The organism is Geoglobus ahangari, from assembly GCF_001006045.1.
Classification (GTDB): domain Archaea; phylum Halobacteriota; class Archaeoglobi; order Archaeoglobales; family Archaeoglobaceae; genus Geoglobus; species Geoglobus ahangari.
Window position 1 is genome coordinate 1,194,626 of record NZ_CP011267.1, and the last position, 22,626, is coordinate 1,217,251.

Consider the following 22,626-nt stretch of genomic DNA (forward strand, 5'->3'; position numbering starts at 1 on the left):
TAATGGCGGAAAAGCTTCAAATATCCTTCTCCAGACCTTCTGAGAGATGATATCGGTCATACTTCCCGCTTACAACGAGGCAAAAAGACTCGAGAGGAGCGTCGAGACACTCGCAAAGTACCTTCAGGATAATTTCAGCGAGTTCGAGATAATAATAGCCGAGGATGGCTCCACGGACGGAACAGACGAGATAGCGAGAAGGCTCGCTGAGAAGTATGAATTTGTAACCCATCTGCACAGCGATGAGAGGTTGGGGAGGGGAAAGGCCTTAAACAGGGCTATAGCAAATGCAAGATTCGAGTTCGTGATGTACATGGACGTTGATCTCTCCACCGACCTAAACCACGTGAAGGAAGTTTACAGCGCATTGGAGGAGGGTTACGATGTTGCCATAGGCTCGAGACTCATGCCGGAAAGCCTCGCCACAAGGCCATTCTTCAGAGAGCTTCCGTCGAGGATATACAACCTCCTCGTGCGAATTCTGCTTGGCTCGAAGGTTAGAGACCATCAGTGCGGGTTCAAGGGGTTCAGGAAAAGCAGAATCATGCGGATTCTGGAGAGGATAGAGGACAATCACTGGTTCTGGGACACCGAGCTTCTCGTCCTCGCCCAGAGGGAGGGGCTGAGGGTTAAGGAGATTCCGGTCAGGTGGGAGCACGGAGGAGAGTCCAAGGTAAGTGTGCTCGGGGACAGCGTTTACATGTTCAGGAACATCCTCAGAATGATGAAATGAAGTGCAGAACCTGTTTTTCGGAGCTTGATGAGGATTACGACTTCTGCCTCAGGTGTGGGAGCAGGAACGTACTGCTCTGCGGGCTGCATTCAGGAGACGTGCTGACTCTGGTTCTCGTTGGAGACTCCGGCGTGAGGTACCTGACCTTTAAGGAGTACGAGGAGTGGGAGAGCAGGAGAAACCTCTACGAGGTGGTCTGGGAGAAGCTCCACAGGAAGAGGGCTGGGGAGGTTGTCGTGTCTGGCAGAGACGTGGAGAGCATAGTGAAGGCGGAGAGGATGCTGAGGCTGACGTCTCTCTACAGCGCAAGGATTCTCACGTCAGAGCCACTGCCACTCCACGAGTTTGCTGAGAGGCTGGAGAGGTTTGTCAGGGTGAGGGATGAGATTCCGAGGGTGAGCATCCCTGTCGGGGAGAAGATTGGCGGCGCGCACTCCACAATCATAGGTGGAAGGGAGGGTAGGGATCTGGTCATGAGGCTCGCCTCTTCGGAATTCGTCAAGAAGGTGGTGCCGGGGGTCATAGAGAACAAGGGCACGACAACCGGAAGCGTGAGGCTCAAGCTGACGAGGTGCGATGACAGGGGCAACATCAGGGGGCTCCTGATTCACGGAGGGAGTGTCCAGCAGATCCACGTCATAACCACCGCCAAAAACAGGGAAGAGGGAGAGGTTGTGATGAGGGAGCTAAGATCCCTCCTTTAGATCCCTGTCGTGCGCCCACACCTCACCGTCAACGTAGACCTCCTTCTTCCAGACTGGCAGCCTCGCCTTGAAGAGCTCAACTGCCCTGTGCAGCGGCTCCCAGAGGTGCTTTCTGTGCTCAGCCATCACGATCACGTAGACTATGTCCTCACCTGGCATCAGCGTGCCGACCCTGTGGTATATTCTGACCCCCCTGACACCCTCGTACCTCATGATCTCCTCCTCGATCTCCTTCCTCACTCTATCGAAGATGTCCTCGTACTTCTCGTACTCAAGCCTGACGACCTCCTTCCCCTCCGAGATCTTTCTGACGAATCCGATGAAAACGCCCATCGCACCGCAGAACTCTGAGCCTGTGCTTTTCTTCAGCTTTCTCATTATGCTTTTGAGTGTCTCGCAGTCCTCCGCCTTCTCAGCCTCCTCGGCGCTCTCAATCTCCGGAATGAAGATCCCGAGGTTAGACACCTCCTCCCTCATGAACCCGCTGAGAAGGGCGTAGTCGTACCCCAGATCGGCGAGCACCTCCAGCACGTCTCTTAAGTTCATCGGCGAGACTGAGAACGACACCGAGTCTTCACCAAAAACAACTCCCTCCTCACCGCCTTTCCCCTTCTCAACGACTATTGCCCTGCCCCTCCTGTCGAGTTCCTCCTTAATTTTCCACGCATCGCCTTTAACCAGACAGACCTTCATCCGACCACCTCAGGTTCTGAGCCTCACATCTATCCCGCAGGCGAACTCCTGAACGAGCTCGAAGTCTATCTCCATCCTGCCATCCTCAACGCTTATAACCGCACAGCTCGACGCAGACAGTCTCGGCTGGGTCGGGCTTCCGGGGCACGCGACGATTATCCTGCCGAACCTCTCCACAACGAACCTGTGGATGTGTCCGAAGACGAGAAGATCCACGCCAAGCTCCCTTGCCTTGTAGCCGAGATCATGGAACTCGTTTATGAAGTTCCCCCTGTGAATCAGCCCGATCTTCACTCCCTCAACCTCGAACACCTCTGTTTCGTTCAGCCTCTCCTTAACCTCAGCGTCGTCGCTGTTTCCATAAACACCAACGAACTCGTACCTCCTCTCGAACTCATCAAGAACGTCCGCACTGACAAAGTCTCCGGCGTGAACTACCATGTCTGCGGAGTCCATGAGCCTCACGAGCCTCTCGGGGAGATCATCAAACCTCCTCACGTGAGTGTCCGAGACTGCGATGATCTTCATAAATGAAAGGACTGGCGACGAAAATAAAAACTATTCCCCTTCTGTTCTGAGGTTGAGCTCGTTGGCAAACCACACGACACGCTGCGGGAACGGGATCTCGATGCCGTTCCTCTCAAGCTCCACCTTTATCTTGCTGAGCAGGGACATCTTCACGTCGTACCAGACAGAAACGGGAGCCCACACCCTTATGACGAGGTTCACGGCACTGTCCCCAAGGCTGTCAACGAAAACTACAGGAGCGGGATTCTTCAGCACGAACGGCTCATCCTCAACAACCCTCTTGACGATCTCAACGGCCTTCTCTGCATCGTCCGAGTACCTGATCCCGACCACGTACTCGAACCTCCTCGCCACGTTGGCAACATAGTTTGTGATCTTCGACGTGAAGAGCTTCTCGTTGGGGATTCTCACGTAAAGCCCGTCGTATGTTCTGACAATGGTGGACATGATGTTTATGTCCTCAACAAACCCGGAGATGCCGTCCACGTTTATCTGGTCTCCGAGCTTTATCGGCTTCTCCCAGAGAAGGAACAGACCGGAGATCAGGTTCGCAACCACGCTCTGGCTCGCAAAACCTATGACAATACCAGTTATGCCTCCAGCGACGAGGAGTCCCGAGAGGTTTATCCCGAGGAGGGGGGAGATCGACAGGAAGGCGATGAGCAGTATGGCGAAGTTCACCACCTTGAGCAGGAGCTCCAGCTGATCCTTCTTCAGCTTCTCCGAGAGGGCCCTTCTGAGGTTGGATGTGGCAAACTTCGCCAGCAAAACCGCGAAGAACATCACTAAAAACGCAACAACGAAGTCGTACAGCGTGACATCCCCGTAAACCGTCAGGCCGAGCACATCTATCATAGTCCCCACTCCATGAAGAACCTCTTGGTCAGGCCCGGAACCTTCCTCGGTGTGAAGATCTCCACGGCCTTCCTCATCCCGTCTCTGAGGGGTGAGAGGAGGAACCTCGTCTCGGCGACCTTCTTCGACGTCACCTCCATCTCCGCGTTTGAGAAAACGAGATCGTCGCTGTAGTATATGCTCATGAGATACACGTTGAAGACCACCCTGCTTACCTCAACCCACTCGCTCTCAGTATTCCTGATCTCGAGCCTCATAACTCCCTCCCTCAGCGGATCTGGGTTGGGGAGGGACAGGCTCGGCTCACTCTCCCAGTACCTGCATATCAGCCCGTTCCTCGGGTCTCCGTAGAGCGTGTACTTCGGCTTAACGAACGAGAAAACGTCTATCAGCTCTATGTCTCCCTTTCCCGTCGTGAACACTCCGATCTCTACAGGAAACGTCAGAAAGAAAGTCTCCCTGTACTTCGGCTCAACGATGACTCTCTTTTTGAAGGATATCTCAAGGTGGTGGCAGACCTGCTTCGGGAGGTTCACGGGCTCTACGGGATTTATTACAAGCCTCCCTTTCTTCGAGAGTATCACCTTCTCTACCGTGTTGCCTCCAAATTCTCTCCTGTAAATGTAGTGCTCCGGGTGCCTTTCAAGAGTGATCCTAACTCCATCAGCTTCAATTTCCACCTCGTCCAGATCGTATATGCCGAAGAGACTCATAACCAGCCCTCACAGGCTCACGCCGACGAACTGGTGGAACACCAGTATTGAGGCGAGAACCATTATAAGTGAATGCTTCAGTCCAGATTTAAGACTTCCGGCTCCCATAACACCCGCCACAAGGCCGCTGAAAAAGCCGTTGAGCAGGGTGGCATGGTAAAACAGGGTGGTCAGCTTCTCGGCATCCGGAAACGTGAAGCTTGTCCCAACAAACGACTCCGGAACCGAGATGCTTCCAAAGACCTTTACAAAGTTCTGGTTGAGCACGACAACCGTGAACAGGAAGACTGCGAAGGTTATGTACACTATGACCGTGTAAACGAACATCTCGTTGGCTATCCTCTTCCTGAACTCCAGATACATTTCAGCATCAGTCGCGGCGGTGAATATTGCCGCCTTTACGTTGTCTGTCGCCTCAAGGGCCTTCACGAGGATCGAAACGACCTTGGAGACGACGTTGCTTCCGACCCTCTCGTCAAACCTCTGGAGAGCTTCCGTTATCAGTCTGCCCCACTCCACATCCTTTCTTATGTTCATGACCTCCTTCGTCAGCGCTCCGAGGTTCGTGGTGGAGAGAACTCTGAGGGCTGCAACAAGCGTGAGACCGCTCTCATTTAGGCTCCCGAGCTGTTTGAGAAACTCCGGAAGCTCCTCTTCAAGCTTCCTGATCATGCGATTCCTGTACTCGTAGAGCACCACGTAGGGAACTGCAATGACGGCAAAGAGCACGCCAAGCACGGTCTCGGGCTTGTAGGGTTTCATCGCCGCGATGACAAAAATGGAGGCTGGCAGTGTGACAATCAGTGTGTACTCGGGATTTTTCAGGAGTTCCGGAAGATTGAGCCTTCTTCTCACTGCAGCAACCTTGGTCATGAGCTTGGATTTGAAGTCTGTTCGGTATGCAAATGCGTTCTCCCTCCCGTTCTCCACAACTCTGGCTCTCAGAAACACGGGGATGACCTTTCCGCTAACCCACCCGGCCTTTTCGCTACGCATCATCGACCTGATCAGCCAGATGAACAGAAGCCCACCGAGCGGTATGTACCCGTAGACTATGACTCTGGAGACAGTATGTATGTCCTCGCCCATCATCCCCATGACGATGAACACAATCAGGGTGAATAGAGGCGCAACCACGAAAAGCGAGACGTAAACCTCTGCGAGTATTTCGAGGGAGTTGATGAATATCTCGTGGTACCTCTCCCTCTCCTCTATGTAGTGGGCTGACTTGAACTCGAGAAAGTCGCTGAGGCTTCCACCACCCTCCACAACGCTTATCAGATCCTCGAGGAACTCTGACAGCTTGGGTGATGGCGTTGTGTTTGCCACGTACCTCATCGCGGAAATTATATCCCTGTGGAACATCATGACCTCTCTTATGATCACCGAAAACTCCTTTCCGACCTCCCCGGTTACCGTTCTCTCCTCCGCCACAGTCTTTATGATCTCCAAGAGAGGCGTTCCTCCCTTGGTCATTCCCAGCATTATGTTAACAACATGAGGCAGCGTTGACTCGATTTTCGACCTCCGCTGGGACACGACAAGTCTCGGGTACCTCAGTATGGCAACCCTCGTGAGGTACAGCAGCGCCAGCGTCAGGATCACGAAGGACAGCACCTCTACAACAAACACGTCTGGTTTTTGGAACGAGAACTCCACTGGCACGTCTTTTATTACCTTTAACTCCGGGGGGATCTCTTTGTTCGAGTACATGAGGTAAATGTACCCTATTTTCTTCGAGATGGCCACCGAAACGAACGCGAAGACCGGAAGCAGGATTGCCGGGTAAAACAGGGCGATGGCAAGCAGCTTGGGAACGGTTACCGGCAGCCTCGATGAGATGAGGTCTCTCTCCAGCCAGGAGTACTTGTCTCTGCGTTTTTCGTATCTCGCTCTGTAGAACTTTACAAGTCTCTTTGGAACCCATACGCTGAATTTCTCCGAGAACTCCGTTTCTCCGTTTCTGAACAGCCACTGTGTCATCCTCTCATCCCTTCCCTGACAATGTACTCGAACGTCTCCTCTGGATTTCTGTAGTAGGAGTGAATCATGTGGGTCACCTTTACGAAGTCCCTGACATCGATCTTGTCAAGGTACTGAAGGAACTCCGCTCTCCTTTTCAGCTCGCTGGATGTTTCCTCGGGGGATTCACCCCTTATGAGTGCGATTTTCTCTATCTTCTTTGACGGGCTCACGAGGTAAAACGCATCCTCATGCGGAACCCACCTGTAGACCTCGTTTATGAGCAGGTTCTTGTCGTTTGGATCAACGCCGATAAACTCGTATATTCCCTTCGACCTCCTCTTTCTCACCCCTGCCTTCGTCCACTGGGTCTGGATCGTGACAATGTCAAGGAACTGTATCAGGCTTCTTGGAACGTTCAGAGGTTCGCTCTCCAGTCTGTATATCGTCTGGTGAATGTCTCCTGCATGCAGCGTTGAGTACGCCGCATGCCCCGTGGACATCGCCTGAAACAGCGTCTGGGCTTCAATACCTCTAATCTCTCCAACCACTATGTACTCCGGTCTCTGCCTGAGGGCAGCTTTTAGCAAATCGTACATCGTTATCGACTTCTCGTCTCCGGTTGTTACCTCCCTCGTGACTCCCGCTACCCAGTTGTCGTGCCTCAGAGCAATCTCTCGGGTATCCTCGATCGATATCACCTTGACATCAGGTGGCAGAAACATAAGTATCGCGTTGAGTGTGGTGGTCTTTCCTGCCGCGGTTTCCCCAACCACCATCAGGTTCAGCTTGTTTTCAACGGCAAGCCAGAAATACGCCATCTGTTCTGCAGTGTACGTCCCGAATCTTATCAGGTCGATCGGTGTGAGGGGCTCTTCAGTGAACTTTCTTATGGTGAAGCTCGAACCTCTCGGGGTTATCTCCGTTCCGTAGGTGGCCTGAAGTCTGCTTCCATCTGGAAGGGATGCGTCCATTACGGGATTCCCGTAGCTTATGTGCTTTCCCGCTATCTGGACGAGAGCCTGAACGTACCTGTCCAGCTCCTCTTCGGAAAATGAGATGTTCGTCGGGATGTTGCCGTACTTCTTGTGGTACACGTAGACGGGAATGTTGTAGCCGTCGCAGCTTATGTCCTCAATGTAGGGATCGTTCATCGCCCCGTCTATCGGGCCGAACCCTATGAAATCTCTGAATAGGTAGTAGATGAATTTCATCTTCAAAACGGGGTCGAGGTCAACGCTGAACTCCTGAACTATCTCCTCGAACGCGTCCATCAGAATCTTTTCCTTCTGAAACGTGTCGAGTGTTATGTCTTTAAGTATCAGGACGTTTCCGAGCTCGAAGTAAATTTTTTCGAGAAGTTCGAACTCATCCGGTGTGAGGGTTGGTTCGAGCAGCAGGTACTTTATTCCCGCAGTGAGCCTGTCCTTGATTATGTTCACACCAACAAAGGGTCTGAATATCCAGTAAGATTCGATTATGCTGCCGTCTTCCACAGAAGAGATGTCCTCAATTACCTGATCGGGCGAGATATCCTCCAGCAGGTATTTTCCGAGAAGTCCATAGTATCTTGTGTAGATTGGTTGCATATTATTATGATACTGCAGGGAATTATTTAAAAGTTTTCCATCATTGTTATCATAGTTAGCATAGATGTTTCAACAAGAAACTCAGCAAAAAAGAAGAATTTGCTGTTGGATGTCTCCTCAAATGCTCTGCAGTCTCGGTCCTCGGTTAGGGTGCCAGATGTGAGAATTGAAAAAATTGTGAGGCGAACGAGATGGCCATTTCTGGTGACCAAAGGTTTTTAAACAATATTCTTTTCTGTGCTATCCAATGACACTCAGAATCCTCGACACCACGCTGAGAGACGGAGAGCAAACGCCCGGAGTGTCGCTGAGCGTTGAGCAGAAGCTCATGATAGCAGAAGCCCTCGACAGGCTGGGCGTTGATGTCATCGAGGCCGGAACGGCAATTGCATCTGAAGGTGAGTTTCAGGCCATAAAGACAATTAGCGAAGCGGGTTTGAATGCTGAGATATGCAGCTTCGCGAGAATAAAGTTTGAGGATATTGACGCTGCTGCAGACGCGAATGCGGACTCAATCTTCATGGTTGCACCCTCATCAGACATCCACATCTCGAGCAAGTTCCCCGGCAAAAGCAGGGAGGATATTATCGAAATGTCGGTAAGGGCGATAGAGTACGCGAAGGAGAGGGGGCTTGTTGTCGAGTTTGGTGGGGAGGATGCGTCGAGGGCAGATTTCAGCTTCATAATCGAGCTCTACAGGCATGCGGTTGATGCTGGAGCAGACAGGCTCACGTTCACAGACACTGTTGGTGTCTTCACTCCGGAGAAGGCATTCGAGACGATGAAGAGCCTCAAGGAGAACTTCAGCGTTCCTGTGGCGTTCCACGGCCATGACGACTTCGGCCTTGCCACATCAAACACAGTTTTTGCTGTCAAGGGAGGAGCGGATGAAATACACGTGGCCATGAACGGCCTTGGCGAGAGAGCTGGAAACGCCGCGCTCGAGGAGGTCGTGATGGCCCTCGAGTTCCTCTACGGTATCAAGACGAGAATAAACAAGGAGATGCTCTATCCAACATCCAAGCTCGTGGAGAAGCTCACGAGGGTCAAGGTTCCGCCCAACAAGCCGATAGTTGGCGACAACGCGTTCACGCACGAGAGCGGAATCCACACATCCGCCCTCCTCAGGAACACCCAGACGTATGAGCCCATCTCGCCTGAGGTCATCGGGAGGAAGAGGTCGATAATTCTGGGCAAGCACGCCGGAAGGGCTAGCGTTGAGGTCATAATGAAGGAGATGGGGTACAAGGCGACTCCGGAGCAGATGAAGGAGATTCTGGCGAGAATCAAGGAGATTGGTGACAAGGGCAAGAGGGTTACTGACGCGGACATAAGGACGATAGTAGAGACTGTACTGCAGATAAGGAGGGAGAAGAAGGTTCAGCTCCTCGACCTGTCAATAGTGAGCGGAGTTCACGTGATGCCGACCGCAAGCGTGAAGCTCAAGATAAACGGCAAGGAGGTTGTCGAGGCGGGAGTCGGACTGGGGCCTGTGGACGCGGCCATAAACGCGATAAAGAAGGCAATCAAGGATTACGCGGACATAGAGCTCGTTAGCTACCACGTCGACGCCATAACGGGCGGAACAGACGCTCTCGTTGACGTGATCGTCCAGCTCAAGAAGGGAGATAAGATAGTGACCGCGAGAGGTGCGAGGACGGACATAATCATGGCGAGCGTCGAGGCATTCATAGAGGGGCTGAACATGCTCATAGATTAGCTACTCAAGCAGTATTATCGCCACCGACTTTCCATCCCCTATTTTCACCCCGAGCCTCGACACGATTATTCCCACGGACGAGACGGACGGTCTCACCCTCTCGGGCTTCACGCACCTTCCAGACCTCTCATACTCGCAGCTTTCGCACAAATCGCATCCTCCGGGAAAGAGTGCAAACGCCATCGGGTAGTCGAATATGAGCCTTGCCTCAATCTCCGGGAGAATTCTCTGGAGCTTGAGCTTGTCCTCCATGTAGTCGCTGAACTCGTAAATCACCACCAGAGCCCTCGAGTAGGAGGATATGAACTCCTCGAAGTCATCCGGAACGTTGGGCGGGCACGAGTAGCGCTTTCCGAAGTAGTTGCACCCAAACCTGCACTTCCACCTCGTCCTCTTGTCCGGCCTGATCTTGCTGACGTCAATCTCCTGAACATCAACGACCCTGATGCCCTCTTCTCCCATTCTGGAGAGGATGAGCTCCCTGACGTCAACCATGGGCTGCTCTTGGCGAGACAATTAAAAAATGTGACGGGAAACTATTAATATTTTCATGCCAGAAATAGTTCTGAATGAACAGAGTTGAGGTCTCGGGAGTTTACGTGGCACCGAGCATTTTTGGAGGTGCTCCTGTCGTTCTGCTAAAGGACGAGAGCGGCAGGATGCTCCAGATATTCATAGGTCTGGCAGAGGCCATGGCCATTCACTCCGCACTCAAGGGCGTTGTCCCTCCCCGCCCCATGACCCACGACCTGTTTGTGGAGATGCTGAAGAGGCTAAACGCGAGGATAGAGCAGGTCATCATAGACGACCTCGTCGAGAACACGTTTTACGCGAGAATATTCATCACCCACGACGACATAACCCACGAGATAGACGCGAGGCCGAGCGACAGCATAGCCCTCGCCCTCAGGTTCGAGGCTCCTGTTTTCGTTGAGGAGAGGGTGTTTGAGGAGGCAGGGTTTGTGGAGAGTGTGCCGGAAGAGTACGTGCCCTTCGACGACATAGCGATGGAGTGAGGAAAGTTTATTAACTTGCTCCTCCACCACCACCCATGGGACTCAGGGAGAAGGTTGAGGAGATCATCGAGAAGGAGATACGGCCTGCTCTCATAAGGGATGGAGGTAACATAGCCGTTGTTGACGTTAATGAGGAGACTGGAGAGGTTAAAGTAAAGCTCCTCGGTGCCTGCTTCGGATGCCCGATGTCACAGATCACTCTCACAATGTTTGTTGAGCAGCAGCTGAGGGCGAGGATTCCGGAGGTAAAGAAGGTTGTTCCCGTGTAAAATTTTTAATCTTAACCGACTAATTCTGAGGCGATGGCAATGTACCTCGAGCCGATAAAGGTGCTCGTTTACAACGACAGGGCAATACCCGGCGAGGAGTCCAGCGGCTTTGGCGGGTTCTGCAGCTGCGGTGGCGAGATGAGCCAGAGAACCTGGCACAGGCTCGAAGACCTGAGAATACTTGTGTCTGAGTGTGAGAGCTGCTGGAACACCGAAGCCTTGGTGTTCAGGGAGACTGAGCTTGTCGAGAGAGTCCCGGTGAGGGTTTTCAAGAGGAACGAGCTCAGGGACTTTCTGTCTGAGGTTTTATCGCCTGCAGAGTTTGAGGCAGTCATGGAGAAGCGCAGAAACGGAAACTACAACTACACGGCATACAGCAGGGCAAAGAAGAAACTCGAGAGCCTCGGGCTCGATGTCGAGAAGATCATTTCAGAACTAATCTTCTGAAGTAGTAGAGATTCGCCACGATCCCGGCCAAGATGTTGGAGACGTAGGTGATGCTCCTCCACACCCCGACTATCGCTCCGACAGAGCACTCAACGAACTGAGAGTAGAGGTAGAAGAACCCGAATTCGGCAATTCCACTCGCTCCGGGCGTTAGCGGTACGAGTGAGGCAATCACAAGTATCGCCTGAGATGTGAGGGAGAGTATCCAGTGCGGGTCACAGGTGAACGCGAGGAGGACGAACGACGGTACGAGGAACTCGGAGATCCATATCAGGGCCGTGAGGGCAAGCAGCGTCATCGCCTTGCTCTTGTCCCTTAGGAACGTCCTTATAGAATCCCTGAACATCCAGATCTCCCTCTCTATCCTGACGAAGAACTCCCTCCTGACTCTCTTCTCGATGAACTTGAGGAACCTCTCCACCCTCTCGGGGTACTTGAAAAGCTCGAAGAGAAAGACTATGAGCAGGGCTATGAGAACTGTGAAGACCACCCCTATTTTGAGCCCGAGCCCCACGGCGAAGCCCGAGAGGGAGAGCATGACGAGCAGGAAGAAGGAGAAGAATATTGCGTCGAGGAATCTTTCCACCATTATTGAAGCCGTCGCCTCGCCGACACCCATCCCGCAGTCAACGAGGACCTTGGCCCTCACAGGCTCCCCGCCTGCCGATGACGGCGTTATCGCGGCGACGAAGTTGCTCGCCAGAACACCGAGGAAGACCTCCCTGAAGGGCAGAGAGTAGCCGAGAATTGAGGAGATGACCTCGAGCCTCACAGTCCAGAATAACCAGAACAGAACGTGCAGAAGGAAGGCTGCAGCTATGTATTCCGTCTTGGCGTACCTGAACTCCTCGAGGCTCACGTTACCGAGCTTCATCACCGCGATTATGGACAGGGCTGTGATCGCTCCAGCTACTGCGAGCCTCTTCACTCCACCCTTGTCATTGCCTTCCACTCAACACCCTCCCTCCGCAGGAAGTTAAGCATTGCGGAAAATGACGCGATCTGAAGGGTGACTGCGTAGAGAATCATCCCAGCGTAGACCAGCACCCCGTCTTTTCCGTAGAGCGCAAGGAGTGCTGGAAGGGAGAGGAGGACGAAGGGGAGGTACAGGATCGGGAAGTACGTGAGTGTGAGTGCCGAGAGCCAGGAGGTCACGAAGTGGGGATTTCCGGAGGGGAGAACTCTGTCCAAGTACCTCCACAGCTCGAGGCCGCCGTAGTACCACCTCTTCCTCTGGGAGTAGAAGTCCGAGATTGTCACAGGGGACTGCTCGTAAACGCAGCCCTCCGCAAGCTCGGCCCTAAACCCGAGAGCGTGCATTCGCGTGGCGAAGTCCGCATCTTCCGTCAGCGCGTCCTCGCTGAGCCCGTACCTCTCAAGGTGCCTGAAGTTGAGAACTCCGATGAGTCCGTTGAACTGTCTGAACCCCGAAACCTTCAGCAAAAAGCCAATCAGCCTGTACTCGAGTTCGACAGCCCTTGCGATTAGCGTGTACGGGTTGGAGACCTTCCTGACAGTCGAGGAGATGTAAACATCCCTCTCAACTCTGCCAGCACACCTGAGAACGAAATCCCTCTCCGGCCTCGAATCGGCGTCAAATATCGCCACGAGGTCAGGTTTGAATTTTTTTAGATGCCTGATTGCATCATTTATCGCCCCTGCCCTCTTGCCCCTCCTCGTGTTTCTCGCGAGCACGTCAACGCCCTCTCTCCTCAGCAGCTTCACTCTCTCGTCGCTCTCATCTCCGTCAAATGCGTAGAGAATCGTGAACTCAAAATCGCCAAAATCGAGTGATCTTAAGTGCCTCGCCGAATTTACCAGAGTTTCGGCAGGTTCAAAAACCGATACCGGGACGATCACGGCGATCCGCTTTTTCACAGCCACTTAAATGCGAGGAGGAATTTAACGTTTATCCCGCAGCTGAAATGGAGTACTCAGGGTGAACGTCCTTTTTTCTACGGCCAATGTCGTGACAGGCTTGATCGAATTGTTAACTCATAAACTCTTGTAAAGTGTTGACCGATAAAACTATAAATGTTAATCTGAATTATCATAACGGAGGTTATCATGAAGTTCGTAGACAGGATGGATGAGCTGAAGACTATAAGAGAAAGGCTCGACAGCAACTCGTTCGAGCTCATTATTGTATACGGCAAAAGGAGAATCGGGAAAACAAGGCTTGTGCTTGAAGCTGTGAAAGATAAGGAGCATATCTACTACCTTGCCGTTGAGGGAGACAATCTGAGACACTTCAAACGTGTTGCCTCCAAGGTTGTTCCGAGCATTTCCTACTCCCAAGAGGACTGGGAGGCGTATTTTAATTTTCTGAAGGATAAGATCATTGTAATAGATGAGTTTCCGAACCTGATTAAAGAAGACCCGAAAATAGTATCGCTGCTTCAGCGTATTGTGGATTTAATTTTAAGCGGTACAAATACCAAGCTCATAATTCTGGGCTCCTCTATATCGATGATGAGTGACAAAGTCCTGAGCTACAAGAGTCCGTTGTATGGAAGGAGGACTGCCTCGCTAAAACTGAAGCCTCTGAATTTCTTCCACCTCAGAGAGTTTTTCCCTCGTGTGCAGTGGGAAGAGCTGGTGGAAATATATGGGTTTGCTGACGGGATTCCATATTATTTGGAAAAAGTTAGCCCGCCCTTCTGGAAGTGGCTCGAAAGGGAGCTAAAAAAACCGGACACATTTTTGAAGGATGAACTCGACTTTCTGATGAAGTACGAATTCACAGACTCGACAACGTATAAGAGGATTCTGGAGGCTATCGCGCTCGGCAGAAACACCCCGAAAGAGATAAGGGAATCCATAGGGGCAAAACATTCGGACATCACCCAGTATCTGAAAAACCTAATAGACACCGAATTCATCGTGAAAAAAATCCCTGTAACAGAAAACGAAAGATCGAGGAAAGGCAGGTACTTTATTGGAGATAATTTCGTCACGTTCTGGTTCCGCTACATATATCCTAACCTGTCCTCGATCGAGGAGGGAATTTTCGATATTGAGGAAATAAAAGAGGACTACACAGGTTATCTTGGAACGATTTTTGAGGATGTTGCCCGACAGTTCCTAATTGAACTCAACAAACGGGGAATGCTGCCTTTAAGATTTTCCAAAATTGGAGGATGGTGGCACAAGGGAGATGAGATAGATCTGGTTGCGTTGGACATGCGTGAAAGAAAGGCTCTGCTGGTGGAGGTCAAGTGGAAAGATCTGGGAAAGAAAGAAATCCACAGAATTCTCGAAAATCTGAGAGATAAAACAGAATTGATCGGACTTGATGGCTATGAGATCTACCACGGAGTGGTTGCAAGGAAGACCTCTTACAAAAATGGGCTTGTGTGGGATTTGAGGGATTTTTCGCTGGTGGCCTGAAATTTACAGAATCCTCTCATACACCCTCTCCACCTCCCTCGCTATCATCCTCCAGTCGTGCCTTTCAGCGTACCTCCTCCCTCGCCTCCCCATCCTCCTCACCACAGCATCATCCAGACTCTCGATGATCCGCCTCAGCTCCTCAACGCTGTCAAAGACGAAGCCACCATGCCGTGCTACAAACCTCACTCCGGGGGTGTTGCAGGCTATCACCGGGGTTCCGGAGGCCATGGCCTCGAGGAGGACTATTCCAAAAGCCTCGAGCCTCGTCTTGGATGGCAGAATCAACGCTTTAGCCCTCGACATCAGATCCTTGAGCGTGTCATAGCTCACCCTGCCGAGAAACTCGGCCTTCACTCTCTTAACCTCTACAAGCTTCTCGAACCTCCCTCTGTCCTCTCCATCCCCGGCAACCACCAGCCTCACGTCGCTGCCTTCGAGGGCCGAGATGAGCGTCCCGAGACCCTTGTACTCCACAAGCCTTCCTGCGTAAAGCAGGAAGTCCTCTTTCTCCCTTCTGTACTCGAAGTCGTCCACCCAGATCCCGTTTGGAATCACGTGCACCCTGTCCATGTACTCCCTCAGGATCGGTGACGTGAGCGCGTAGTCGTGGGTTGTGGCGATGATGGCATCCGCCTCATCAAGAATTCGCCTCACGATCTTCTCGTTCACGAATTCTGCGATCCTTGAGCCGAATGCAGGCAGCCTGAACCCCGAAACCCTCTCGGGGATCACCACGTCGTTGTGATAAGTGATCACCAGCGGCTTCTTCCCCCTGAACAGGTTGGCGAAAAACGGGCTCGGAACGTGGGCGTGATAGATGTCAGCCCGAACATCCACCTTCATGACCGGAATGGGGGAGTATGGGATGTCTATGCTCGGAACAACCACGTCGCCGGAGTTTGATGACACGACATCAACCTCATGTCTCTCAGAAAGGGCCTTTGTGAGGTTCTTAACGTGAATCTCAACCCCGCCCATGTGGGGTGGATAGTAGGGGGTTATCTGCGCAATCCTCAAAGCAGACCCTCTCTCTCGAGAATCCTTTTGGCCCAGACCAGCTTCTTGCCCTTCACTCCCCGCCCTTCAAACCTGAACCCGTGCAGGATGATACTCCTCGCTCCAAACCTTTTCGCAATTATTGCTGCTCTGTCTCCGTCTGTGAACCCTCCGAAGTTGTATACCTTATCGAACGGCCTGTGCTGGGTGGTGGCTACGAACTTCCCAATCCTCGGCACCACGGCTCTTATCCTGCCCATGTTGTCTCCGTGTGCGTGAAGGACGAGGAGCGTCCCCTTTCTCTCGAGATCCTCCAGCAGCTCTTCCGGCTCCTCCATGTCGGTTACGTGCACGTCCGGGATTCTTGAAGACAGCTCCACCCACCTGAGAATCGCCTTTCCAGCGGTTACAATCACCTCTGCATCGATCTCGCTCTCAACCGCCCCGCCAATCACCGCAACCTCTTTTCCATCAATCCTTCTCCTAAGCTCTTCCTCGCTCAGCAGTTTGTCTCCCGCGAGCCTGTGCATCAGCCTTGCCGCCTCGGCATCTCTGGCCTCATCAAAGCCAAAGTCCGAAAGGATTTGGTGGTAAATCTCGAACCACTCTTCAGGCCTCATCTCTCTCGATGCCTATGGTGACCTTCCTGCCCTCGATGTCCCATTCCTTCACGTAGCCCCTTGCCTCTCCGAAAACGAGCTCCTTGGAGCGGGTCTCCTCCTTCACGTAGTCGACCCACCCCTCCACCTCGCTGCTGTCAACATCGACGTAGGTTTTTATGAACTCATCCACATCGAGGTCGAGCTCCTTCCTCATCTCCTGAATTCTCCTCACAAGCTCTCTCGCAAACGCCTCTTTCTTAAGCTCGTCGTCAATCACGGTGTAGAGATATACAGTCCCCTTTCCAAATTCGGCAACGCTGTAGTCGCTGCCAGCATCGTAAGATACCTCCAGAACCTCGTGGACGCTGAACTTCTCACCATCGAACTCAACCACTCCCTCGGAGACGATCCTCCTCAGCTCGTCCTGCGAGAGCGAGTTTATGTGGCTGACGAAGTCCCTGACCCTGTCCTTAAGAAGCGGGCCGAGCTTCCTGTAGTTCGGCTTCACGATGACGTTCTTCTCGAACTCCTCGACCCACTCGACCTCCTTCACGTTGCACTGGTTCAGCAGTATCTCCCTCAGGTTCTCCACGGCCTTCTTTACATCCTCTCCTCCCTCGACCACCATCTTCCTGAGAGGCCATCTGAGCTTGATTCCCACCTGCTGCCTCGCGTTGTAGCTCGCCTCGCTGATGTCCCTCACGATGTCCATGTCCCTCTCGAGTTCCTCATCAATCCACCTCTCGTCGGCCTCAGGATAGGACTCGAAGAACACAGACTCCTCGCCATCCCTGAACTCCTTCACGAAGTTCTGGTAAACGTATTCAGCAATGAACGGGGCTATCGGAGATATTGCCCTCACGGCCCTGTCTATAACCCTGAACATCGTCGCGTAGGCTGCGATCTTGGAAGGAGAGTCCTTCTCCTCCCACACCCTCCTCCTGCTGAGCTGCACGTACCACCTGCTGAAGTCCTCGACCACGAAGTTCGAGAACTCCCTCACCACTCTGTGGAGCTGGTAGCTCTCCATCGCCTCCCTTGCAACTCTAACGAACCTCTCGAGCCTCGACAGAATCCAGCGATCCTCAACCCTGAGCTCGACCCCGTCAACCGGCACCTCCCTGAAGTCGTCCAGCTTCATGTAGGTGTAGGCGAACCTGACGGTGTTCCAGAATATGTTGAGGACTCTCAGGTAGTTTTCAGCCTCACTCCAGCTGAACTTCAGGTCCTCCCAGAGGGCGGATGACAGCACGTAGAGCCTGAATGCATCAACCCCTATCCTGTCCACGACCTCCTCAGGCTCAACAACGTTGCCCAGGCTCTTGCTCATCTTCCTGCCCTTCTCGTCTAAGGTGAAACCGTGCATGAGGACTGCCTTGTAAGGAGCCTTACCAAACGCAACCACGCTCGTTCCGAGCTGGGAGTAGAACCATCCCCTCGTCTGATCATGACCCTCGGTTATGAAGTCCGCAGGCCAGAGCCTCTCGAACTGCTCCTTCTCGTAGGGGTAGTTCAACGTTCCCCAGCTCGCAACTCCGCTGTCGAACCACACGTCGAAGACGTCCTCAACCCTCCTCATCACCCCTCCGCACTCGCAGGTGAATGTGACCTCATCGATCTTAGGCCTGTGGAGGTCGAGGTCGCTCTTCCATCCCACCTCGTTTATGTCCCCAACAACCTTCTCCCTCCCGCACTTCTCGCATATCCAAACAGGAATTGGGATCCCCCAGTACCTCTGCCTGCTGATGCACCAGTCCCTCGCGTTTCTGACCCAGTCCTTGAACCTCGCCATCCCAGCCCATTCCGGGATCCACTCCACCCTGTCGATCTCCTCGACCATCTTCTCCTTTACCTCGCTGACCTTCAGGAACCACTGCTCGGTCGCCCTGTAGATTATCGGAGTCTTGCACCTCCAGCAGTGGCCGTACCTGTGGGTTATCTTCTCGTCGGCGAGCAGCAGGCCCTTGTTCCTCAGATCCTCGATAATGACTCTGTTAGCTTCTCTCACATGCATCCCCTCGTACTTCCCGGCCTTGTCGGTGTAGACTCCCCTGTCGTCGACCGGGTTGAAGACCTCGAGGCCGTGCTTGACTCCGAGCTCGTAGTCCTCGAGACCGTGGCCCGGAGCGATGTGCACGCATCCCGTGTTCTCTGCAGAGACGAAGTCGGCCATGTAAACGGCGTGCCTGAACTCCTTCTGAATCGGCACCTCATCCGCAAGGGGGTGCTCGTATTCGAGGCCAACAAGATCCTCTCCAAGCTTGGTCTCGACGATCTCCCATAGCTCGTAGCCGCCCTTCCTCAGCACGTCCTCTGCAAGCTCCTTGGCGATTATGAGGTACTCCAGCTTGCCGTCCTTCATCGCCTTTATGAGCGCGTACTCGAGGGAGGGGTGAACAGCAACGGCCATGTTCGCCGGCAACGTCCATGGCGTGGTCGTCCATATCACTATGTACGTGTTGTCCTGCCCCTTGACCGGGAACTTGACGTAGATTGACGGATCGGTCTCGTCCCAGTACTCAACCTCCGCATCGGCCAAGGCGGTCTCGCACCTCGGGCACCAGTTGACGACCATCAGCTTTCTCTCGAGCAGGCCCTTCTCGTGCGCCTTCTTGACCGTCCACCACGCCGAGTTTATGTATTCCGCCTTCACAGTCATGTAAGGGTTCTCCCAGTCCATCCACACCCCGAGCCTCTTGAACTGCTCGGTCATCGCGTCCTTGTTTTCCAGAGCATACTGCATGCACTTCTCGATGAACCTGTCAATTCCAAACCTCTCGATCTCCTTTTTCTCCTTTATTCCGAGCTCCTGCTCAACCTTGACCTCGATTGGCAGCCCGTGCATGTCCCATCCGGGCTTGTCGGTGACCCTGTAGCCGAGCATCCTCCTGAACCTGAGCACGGTGTCCTTGATCACTTTGTTCCACGCGGTGCCGAGATGAATCCTGCCCGTGGTGTATGGAGGACCGTCGACGAAGAAGAAGGGCTTATCTCCCCTCTCCTTGGCCTTTTCATAAATTGAATTATCCTGCCAGAACCTGTTCACCCACTCCTCCACATCCCTGAACGAATAAACGTTAGTGAAGAGCGTCATGGATGATGGAGAACATGAAAGATTAAAATAGTTTATGAAAATGGGGGCTGAGGGCGAGGCGCAACCTTTGCCTGCAAACACACCCTTCTGTGAGCGGTTTCAAGGAACCAGGTCACCAGCCCGGTCAGAGCTATTATCAGCCCGCTGACGACATCCTCTTTCTCGGCAATTCCGGGAGGTCTGTAGGCTCTGTAGGATATGTATGTCAGGGCGAGGATCGTGAGGATCGTTGTGGCCGAAAAGGTGATGATTACCGTCAGAGCTTCAGGAATGCTCTTAGCGGAAAGAGTTAGAGGGACGAGGGGGATGCACGGAGAAACCCCGAGGATGAGAAGGAGGGCTGATGCTGCATGAGCGTGCCTGTGGGGTTTGAAGTGGGAGAGGAGGGCGTAAAAGAGCCCGAATGCGATCAGGACGTGTGGGGAATGCGACTCTATGAGCGCGGCAAGGCCAAGCACGTTCATGCCGAGGAATGCCGAGAGTCCGAGGGCTGCTGAGGACGCCACGTGCATGCTTGCCGCTATGAAGGAGAACGTCAGGGTTCTGCTGAGAGACCACTTCCTCGACCTCCCAATCGCCGAGACTGGCACGTAGTGATCAGGGGCGAGCGAGTGGATGAAAGCTATGCTAACCGCCGCGATCAGCAAGAAGCTGTCCACTCTTGGCACCCCCTTCTACCTCACTCCCATCAGCTACTTTTAGCCTCACGGGGAAGTTTCTTGCTTCTCTTTCCACAACTCCGAGCATGCTCCTGCTGCAGACGAGCAGGACGGAGTTCCCGCTTATTGCCCTGAGTATTGCCCTCTCGAGGGATGCGGAGGTTATATCAGCCTCCATGCCAAGGCTTGCAAGCCTCTCCCTCGCGCTCTTACCCATGACGGCTACGAAGTCGAAGTCCCCATCAGGAATCTGGCAGTCGTGTGGAACGACCGTTAGCGTGCCCCTAAGGTATCCGAGCCTTATCCCGCACCTCTCCGCGAGATCGAAGTCCAGATGCTCGCCCTCAAAAACTATCCTCCCCCCATCAAGTATGACGAACCTGTCAGCCACCTCCATCGCGAAGTCCAGATCGTGGGTGGAGATTATCAGCGATTTTCCATCGTTCCTGAGCTTCCTCACAACCTCGACCATGTCCCTCAGCCCGAAGCCATCGAGGCCAGCGGTGGGCTCGTCCATGATTATGTAGTCGGGGTTCATGGCCAGAACGCTTGCTATGGTGAGCCTCTTCTTCTCACCACCGCTCAGGGTGTTGCAGAGCCTGCTCTCATAGCCATCGAGCCCCATCTCCTTCAGAACTTCACTCACAGCGCTTTCGTCATATTCTCCAACATTCTGGGGGCCGAAGGCTACCTCCTGCCACACCGTGGGGGCGATAATCTGATCGTCAGGGTTCTGGAAGACGAACGCGACTCTCTTCCTGAGTTCGATCAGACCCTTCCTGCTGTAGTCCACTCTCTTGCCGTCAACCCTGACCTCACCCCTTTTTGGCTTCAGCAGGCCGTTCAGGTGCATTAGGAGCGTAGACTTCCCCGCTCCGTTCCTGCCGAGCAGAACGGTGACCTCACCCTTCTCAGCCAGAAAGTTCACCCCTCTGAGCACCTCTCTGTCCCTGTAGGAGAACCAGAGGTCGACTGTCTCTATCAAGCGCCCACCTCCAGCCAAAGTGCGATCAGAACGAGTGAGATTACGAGGCAAAGAGCGTAGCCCGAGCTCTCCTCGCTTCTCACCGGCATCTCTCCAGAATAGCACCTCGACTCCATCGCCATGTTCATCTTCTCAGACCTCTCTAAGGACTTCATGAACAGCGAGTAGGCGAGGAGAGATGATGTTCTGAGAAACGCCCTTTTGCTCGCATAACCAAGTCTTGAGGAGGCTGACCTGTCGAGCCTGTCGAGCTCGTCCATGAGCACCTGAATTGCCCTGTATACTAGCAGGCTCATCTCCACAACGAAGGCGGGAAGTCTGAGCCTTTTCAGAGCTGCGAAGACCTCGGGGATAGAGGTCGTGAGAATCATGAAGAACAGCACGGACAGCGAGGCGTATGACCTCATGAGCGTGAAGAAGGCAAGCTCCACGCCCTCCTTTGTCGGGCTGATGGGGAGAGGGATCGAGATGCTGCTGCCCGGAATGAAGAACGCGATTATGATCGCGCTCGGTATCAGGAAGTACGAGGGAACCTTCATCAGCCTCAGGTAGTGTCTGCCGGCGGCATAGATCGAGAGGGCGCTGAAGATTGCCAGTGCTGCGAGATATACGGACACCTTTCCGCTGAGCACGACAAAAAGGAGAGAAAAGAGAGAGAAGTAGACCTTGAGGTCACCGTTTATCGGCTTCCTCGAGGTCATCTGAACCTCTTCGAGGGTTTCGTGCATGCGCTCACTCCTGAACCTTCTTCCCCTTGTAGTAGCCGAGGAAGTAGCCTATGATCAGGGCACCTATCGCCGACTGGAGGCTGAAGAGGAAGCTCTCTATCTCACCGCTCGGGGGCTCCCATATCGGCGAGAACCATGGTTCGTAGTGCGGTGCGATCTCGCCAATCGCCTCTTCGGCCTTCTCGTCAGCTCCGGCCCATCCGCCCTCCTCCTCTGCCGCAACTATCGAGACGAGCGTGAAGACGAGGATGGCCGAAAGCAGAGCAGCAATTCTGTTCAAGCTGTCACCCCCTGTGCCACGTCCTCCCTCACCTGAACGAGGTAGCTCATCAGCAGAGCCGCAACTACGCCCTCGATTATGGCGAGTGGAATCTGAGTCACCGCGAATATCGCCATGAACTTGGTCGCGGACGAGATCACACCAGCCATCCCTGCTCCAGACGGAAACGCGAGGGCAAGCTGGATTGACGTCACAACGTACGTCATCCAGTCGGCTATCGCAGCGGCTATGAACGTTGCCACCTTTATGTCAACCCTGTCCTTAACTGCCCTGTACGCAAGCCAGCCGAAGAACGGGCCTATAATTCCCATCGAGGCTGTGTTGGCTCCGAGAGTCGTTATTCCCCCGTGCGCGAGCAGCAGTGCCTGATAGAGGAGTGCGATCGCAGACAGAAACGCCGTAATCGCTGGCCCAAACAGCACTACCGCTATCCCCGTCCCGGTTGGGTGGGAGCAGCTTCCCGTAACCGAGGGGATTTTCAGGGCTGAGAGGACGAATATGAACCCTCCAGCAACCGCGAGCAGGGACTTGTTCCTCGGATCCTCGTCAATTTTCTTCTTGGCCTTGTAGGCCCCCGTAGGCCACGACCGGTATCGCGAAAGCGTACCACAGCGCTGCCCACACCGGTGGGAGGAAGCCTTCCATTATGTGCATTTGACC

At 53.5% G+C, this 22,626-nt stretch carries 22 protein-coding genes and 2 pseudogenes; 7 read left to right on the plus strand and 17 right to left on the minus strand.

Translation table 11 applies throughout. The features are described 5' to 3' along the window. The first annotated feature begins 46 nt into the window (after nucleotides 1-46). Together GAH_RS06950 and GAH_RS06955 are read left to right on the plus strand one after the other, a co-directional pair. Nucleotides 47-733 (plus strand): dolichyl-phosphate beta-glucosyltransferase, encoded by a 687-nt coding sequence (locus tag GAH_RS06950; RefSeq protein ID WP_048095600.1) that lies wholly within the window; start codon nucleotides 47-49, stop codon nucleotides 731-733. Further along, on the plus strand, nucleotides 730-1,437 hold the full coding sequence (locus GAH_RS06955) for a DUF2103 domain-containing protein (RefSeq protein WP_048095602.1): 708 nt from the start codon (nucleotides 730-732) through the stop codon (nucleotides 1,435-1,437). Before GAH_RS06950 ends, GAH_RS06955 begins: the two co-directional genes overlap by 4 nt. Here the strand turns inward: GAH_RS06955 and GAH_RS06960 are convergent. From GAH_RS06960 to GAH_RS06985, 6 genes are read right to left on the minus strand one after another with little or no spacing between them, the layout of a single operon-like run. After that, nucleotides 1,420-2,130 (minus strand): molybdenum cofactor biosynthesis protein MoaE, encoded by a 711-nt coding sequence (locus GAH_RS06960; protein ID WP_052747804.1) that lies wholly within the window; start codon nucleotides 2,128-2,130, stop codon nucleotides 1,420-1,422. The two genes, GAH_RS06955 and GAH_RS06960, sit on opposite strands and share 18 nt — an antisense overlap. 9 nt (nucleotides 2,131-2,139) lie before the next feature. After that, the gene (locus tag GAH_RS06965; RefSeq protein WP_048095604.1) at nucleotides 2,140-2,658 is read right to left on the minus strand and encodes a metallophosphoesterase; all 519 of its coding nucleotides are present in this window, start codon (nucleotides 2,656-2,658) and stop codon (nucleotides 2,140-2,142) included. A gap of 30 nt (nucleotides 2,659-2,688) precedes the next feature. Further along, nucleotides 2,689-3,513 carry a mechanosensitive ion channel family protein gene (locus GAH_RS06970; protein WP_048095606.1) on the minus strand — a complete coding sequence of 275 codons (825 nt, stop codon included), beginning with the start codon at nucleotides 3,511-3,513 and terminating at the stop codon, nucleotides 2,689-2,691. Then, on the minus strand, nucleotides 3,510-4,226 hold the full coding sequence (locus GAH_RS06975) for a DUF432 domain-containing protein (RefSeq protein WP_048095607.1): 717 nt from the start codon (nucleotides 4,224-4,226) through the stop codon (nucleotides 3,510-3,512). The genes GAH_RS06970 and GAH_RS06975 overlap by 4 nt, the downstream gene beginning before the upstream one ends. 9 nt (nucleotides 4,227-4,235) lie before the next feature. Then, nucleotides 4,236-6,209: a type II secretion system F family protein gene (locus GAH_RS06980; RefSeq protein ID WP_048095609.1), complete on the minus strand. Its 1,974-nt coding sequence runs from the start codon at nucleotides 6,207-6,209 to the stop codon at nucleotides 4,236-4,238. Further along, on the minus strand, nucleotides 6,206-7,777 hold the full coding sequence (locus GAH_RS06985; protein WP_048095611.1) for a type II/IV secretion system ATPase subunit: 1,572 nt from the start codon (nucleotides 7,775-7,777) through the stop codon (nucleotides 6,206-6,208). The genes GAH_RS06980 and GAH_RS06985 overlap by 4 nt, the downstream gene beginning before the upstream one ends. 247 nt (nucleotides 7,778-8,024) lie before the next feature. On the opposite strand from GAH_RS06985, the gene GAH_RS06990 reads away from it, so the two are divergent. Beyond that, on the plus strand, nucleotides 8,025-9,497 hold the full coding sequence (locus GAH_RS06990) for a 2-isopropylmalate synthase (protein ID WP_048095613.1): 1,473 nt from the start codon (nucleotides 8,025-8,027) through the stop codon (nucleotides 9,495-9,497). Here the strand turns inward: GAH_RS06990 and GAH_RS06995 are convergent, their stop codons facing one another. Continuing rightward, entirely contained in the window at nucleotides 9,498-10,013 is a 516-nt protein-coding gene (locus tag GAH_RS06995; RefSeq protein WP_156967420.1) for a DUF2284 domain-containing protein, read from the minus strand. It abuts the gene before it with no gap. Nucleotides 10,014-10,066: 53 nt separating this feature from the next. On the opposite strand from GAH_RS06995, the gene GAH_RS07000 reads away from it, so the two are divergent. Genes GAH_RS07000 through GAH_RS07010 form a run of 3 tightly spaced genes read left to right on the plus strand, consistent with a single transcriptional unit; the run spans nucleotide 10,067 to nucleotide 11,229 of the window. Continuing rightward, nucleotides 10,067-10,513 (plus strand): bifunctional nuclease family protein, encoded by a 447-nt coding sequence (locus tag GAH_RS07000; RefSeq protein WP_048095615.1) that lies wholly within the window; start codon nucleotides 10,067-10,069, stop codon nucleotides 10,511-10,513. A 35-nt stretch (nucleotides 10,514-10,548) separates the two neighbouring features. Continuing rightward, on the plus strand, nucleotides 10,549-10,782 hold the full coding sequence (locus GAH_RS07005; RefSeq protein WP_048095618.1) for a NifU family protein: 234 nt from the start codon (nucleotides 10,549-10,551) through the stop codon (nucleotides 10,780-10,782). A gap of 33 nt (nucleotides 10,783-10,815) precedes the next feature. Then, nucleotides 10,816-11,229: a hypothetical protein gene (locus GAH_RS07010; RefSeq protein WP_048095620.1), complete on the plus strand. Its 414-nt coding sequence runs from the start codon at nucleotides 10,816-10,818 to the stop codon at nucleotides 11,227-11,229. Here the strand turns inward: GAH_RS07010 and GAH_RS07015 are convergent. Together GAH_RS07015 and GAH_RS07020 are read right to left on the minus strand one after the other, a co-directional pair. Then, nucleotides 11,207-12,181 carry a flippase-like domain-containing protein gene (locus GAH_RS07015; RefSeq protein WP_156967421.1) on the minus strand — a complete coding sequence of 325 codons (975 nt, stop codon included), beginning with the start codon at nucleotides 12,179-12,181 and terminating at the stop codon, nucleotides 11,207-11,209. The two genes, GAH_RS07010 and GAH_RS07015, sit on opposite strands and share 23 nt — an antisense overlap. Further along, a complete protein-coding gene (locus GAH_RS07020) occupies nucleotides 12,154-13,107 on the minus strand; it encodes a glycosyltransferase (RefSeq protein ID WP_048095628.1) in 954 nt (317 codons plus the stop codon). Before GAH_RS07020 ends, GAH_RS07015 begins: the two co-directional genes overlap by 28 nt. 189 nt (nucleotides 13,108-13,296) lie before the next feature. On the opposite strand from GAH_RS07020, the gene GAH_RS07025 reads away from it, so the two are divergent. Continuing rightward, nucleotides 13,297-14,619 carry an ATP-binding protein gene (locus tag GAH_RS07025; RefSeq protein ID WP_048095632.1) on the plus strand — a complete coding sequence of 441 codons (1,323 nt, stop codon included), beginning with the start codon at nucleotides 13,297-13,299 and terminating at the stop codon, nucleotides 14,617-14,619. A gap of 3 nt (nucleotides 14,620-14,622) precedes the next feature. On the opposite strand, the gene GAH_RS07030 is transcribed toward GAH_RS07025, so the two are convergent. From GAH_RS07030 to cbiM, 8 genes and pseudogenes are all read right to left on the minus strand, one after another. Next, complete coding sequence (locus tag GAH_RS07030) at nucleotides 14,623-15,639, minus strand: glycosyltransferase (RefSeq protein WP_052747806.1); 1,017 nt, start codon at nucleotides 15,637-15,639, stop codon at nucleotides 14,623-14,625. Continuing rightward, entirely contained in the window at nucleotides 15,636-16,238 is a 603-nt protein-coding gene (locus GAH_RS07035; RefSeq protein WP_048095633.1) for a 6-hydroxymethylpterin diphosphokinase MptE-like protein, read from the minus strand. The genes GAH_RS07030 and GAH_RS07035 overlap by 4 nt, the downstream gene beginning before the upstream one ends. Next, nucleotides 16,228-19,314 carry an isoleucine--tRNA ligase gene (ileS, locus tag GAH_RS07040; RefSeq protein WP_048095639.1) on the minus strand — a complete coding sequence of 1,029 codons (3,087 nt, stop codon included), beginning with the start codon at nucleotides 19,312-19,314 and terminating at the stop codon, nucleotides 16,228-16,230. The genes GAH_RS07035 and ileS overlap by 11 nt, the downstream gene beginning before the upstream one ends. Nucleotides 19,315-19,346: 32 nt before the next feature. After that, the gene (locus GAH_RS10420; protein ID WP_156967422.1) at nucleotides 19,347-19,973 is read right to left on the minus strand and encodes a hypothetical protein; all 627 of its coding nucleotides are present in this window, start codon (nucleotides 19,971-19,973) and stop codon (nucleotides 19,347-19,349) included. A gap of 298 nt (nucleotides 19,974-20,271) precedes the next feature. After that, nucleotides 20,272-20,958 (minus strand): annotated as a pseudogene (locus GAH_RS07050) (energy-coupling factor ABC transporter ATP-binding protein); the annotation flags it as partial. Then, nucleotides 20,955-21,686, minus strand: a complete 732-nt coding sequence (cbiQ, locus tag GAH_RS07055) for a cobalt ECF transporter T component CbiQ (RefSeq protein WP_048095647.1) — start codon at nucleotides 21,684-21,686, stop codon at nucleotides 20,955-20,957. The gene cbiQ and the pseudogene GAH_RS07050, both read right to left, overlap by 4 nt. Before the next feature lie 4 nt (nucleotides 21,687-21,690). Further along, nucleotides 21,691-21,957: an energy-coupling factor ABC transporter substrate-binding protein gene (locus GAH_RS07060; protein WP_156967466.1), complete on the minus strand. Its 267-nt coding sequence runs from the start codon at nucleotides 21,955-21,957 to the stop codon at nucleotides 21,691-21,693. A 5-nt stretch (nucleotides 21,958-21,962) separates the two neighbouring features. Further along, a pseudogene (cbiM, locus tag GAH_RS07065) lies at nucleotides 21,963-22,620 on the minus strand (cobalt ECF transporter S component CbiM). Nucleotides 22,621-22,626 lie beyond the last annotated feature (6 nt).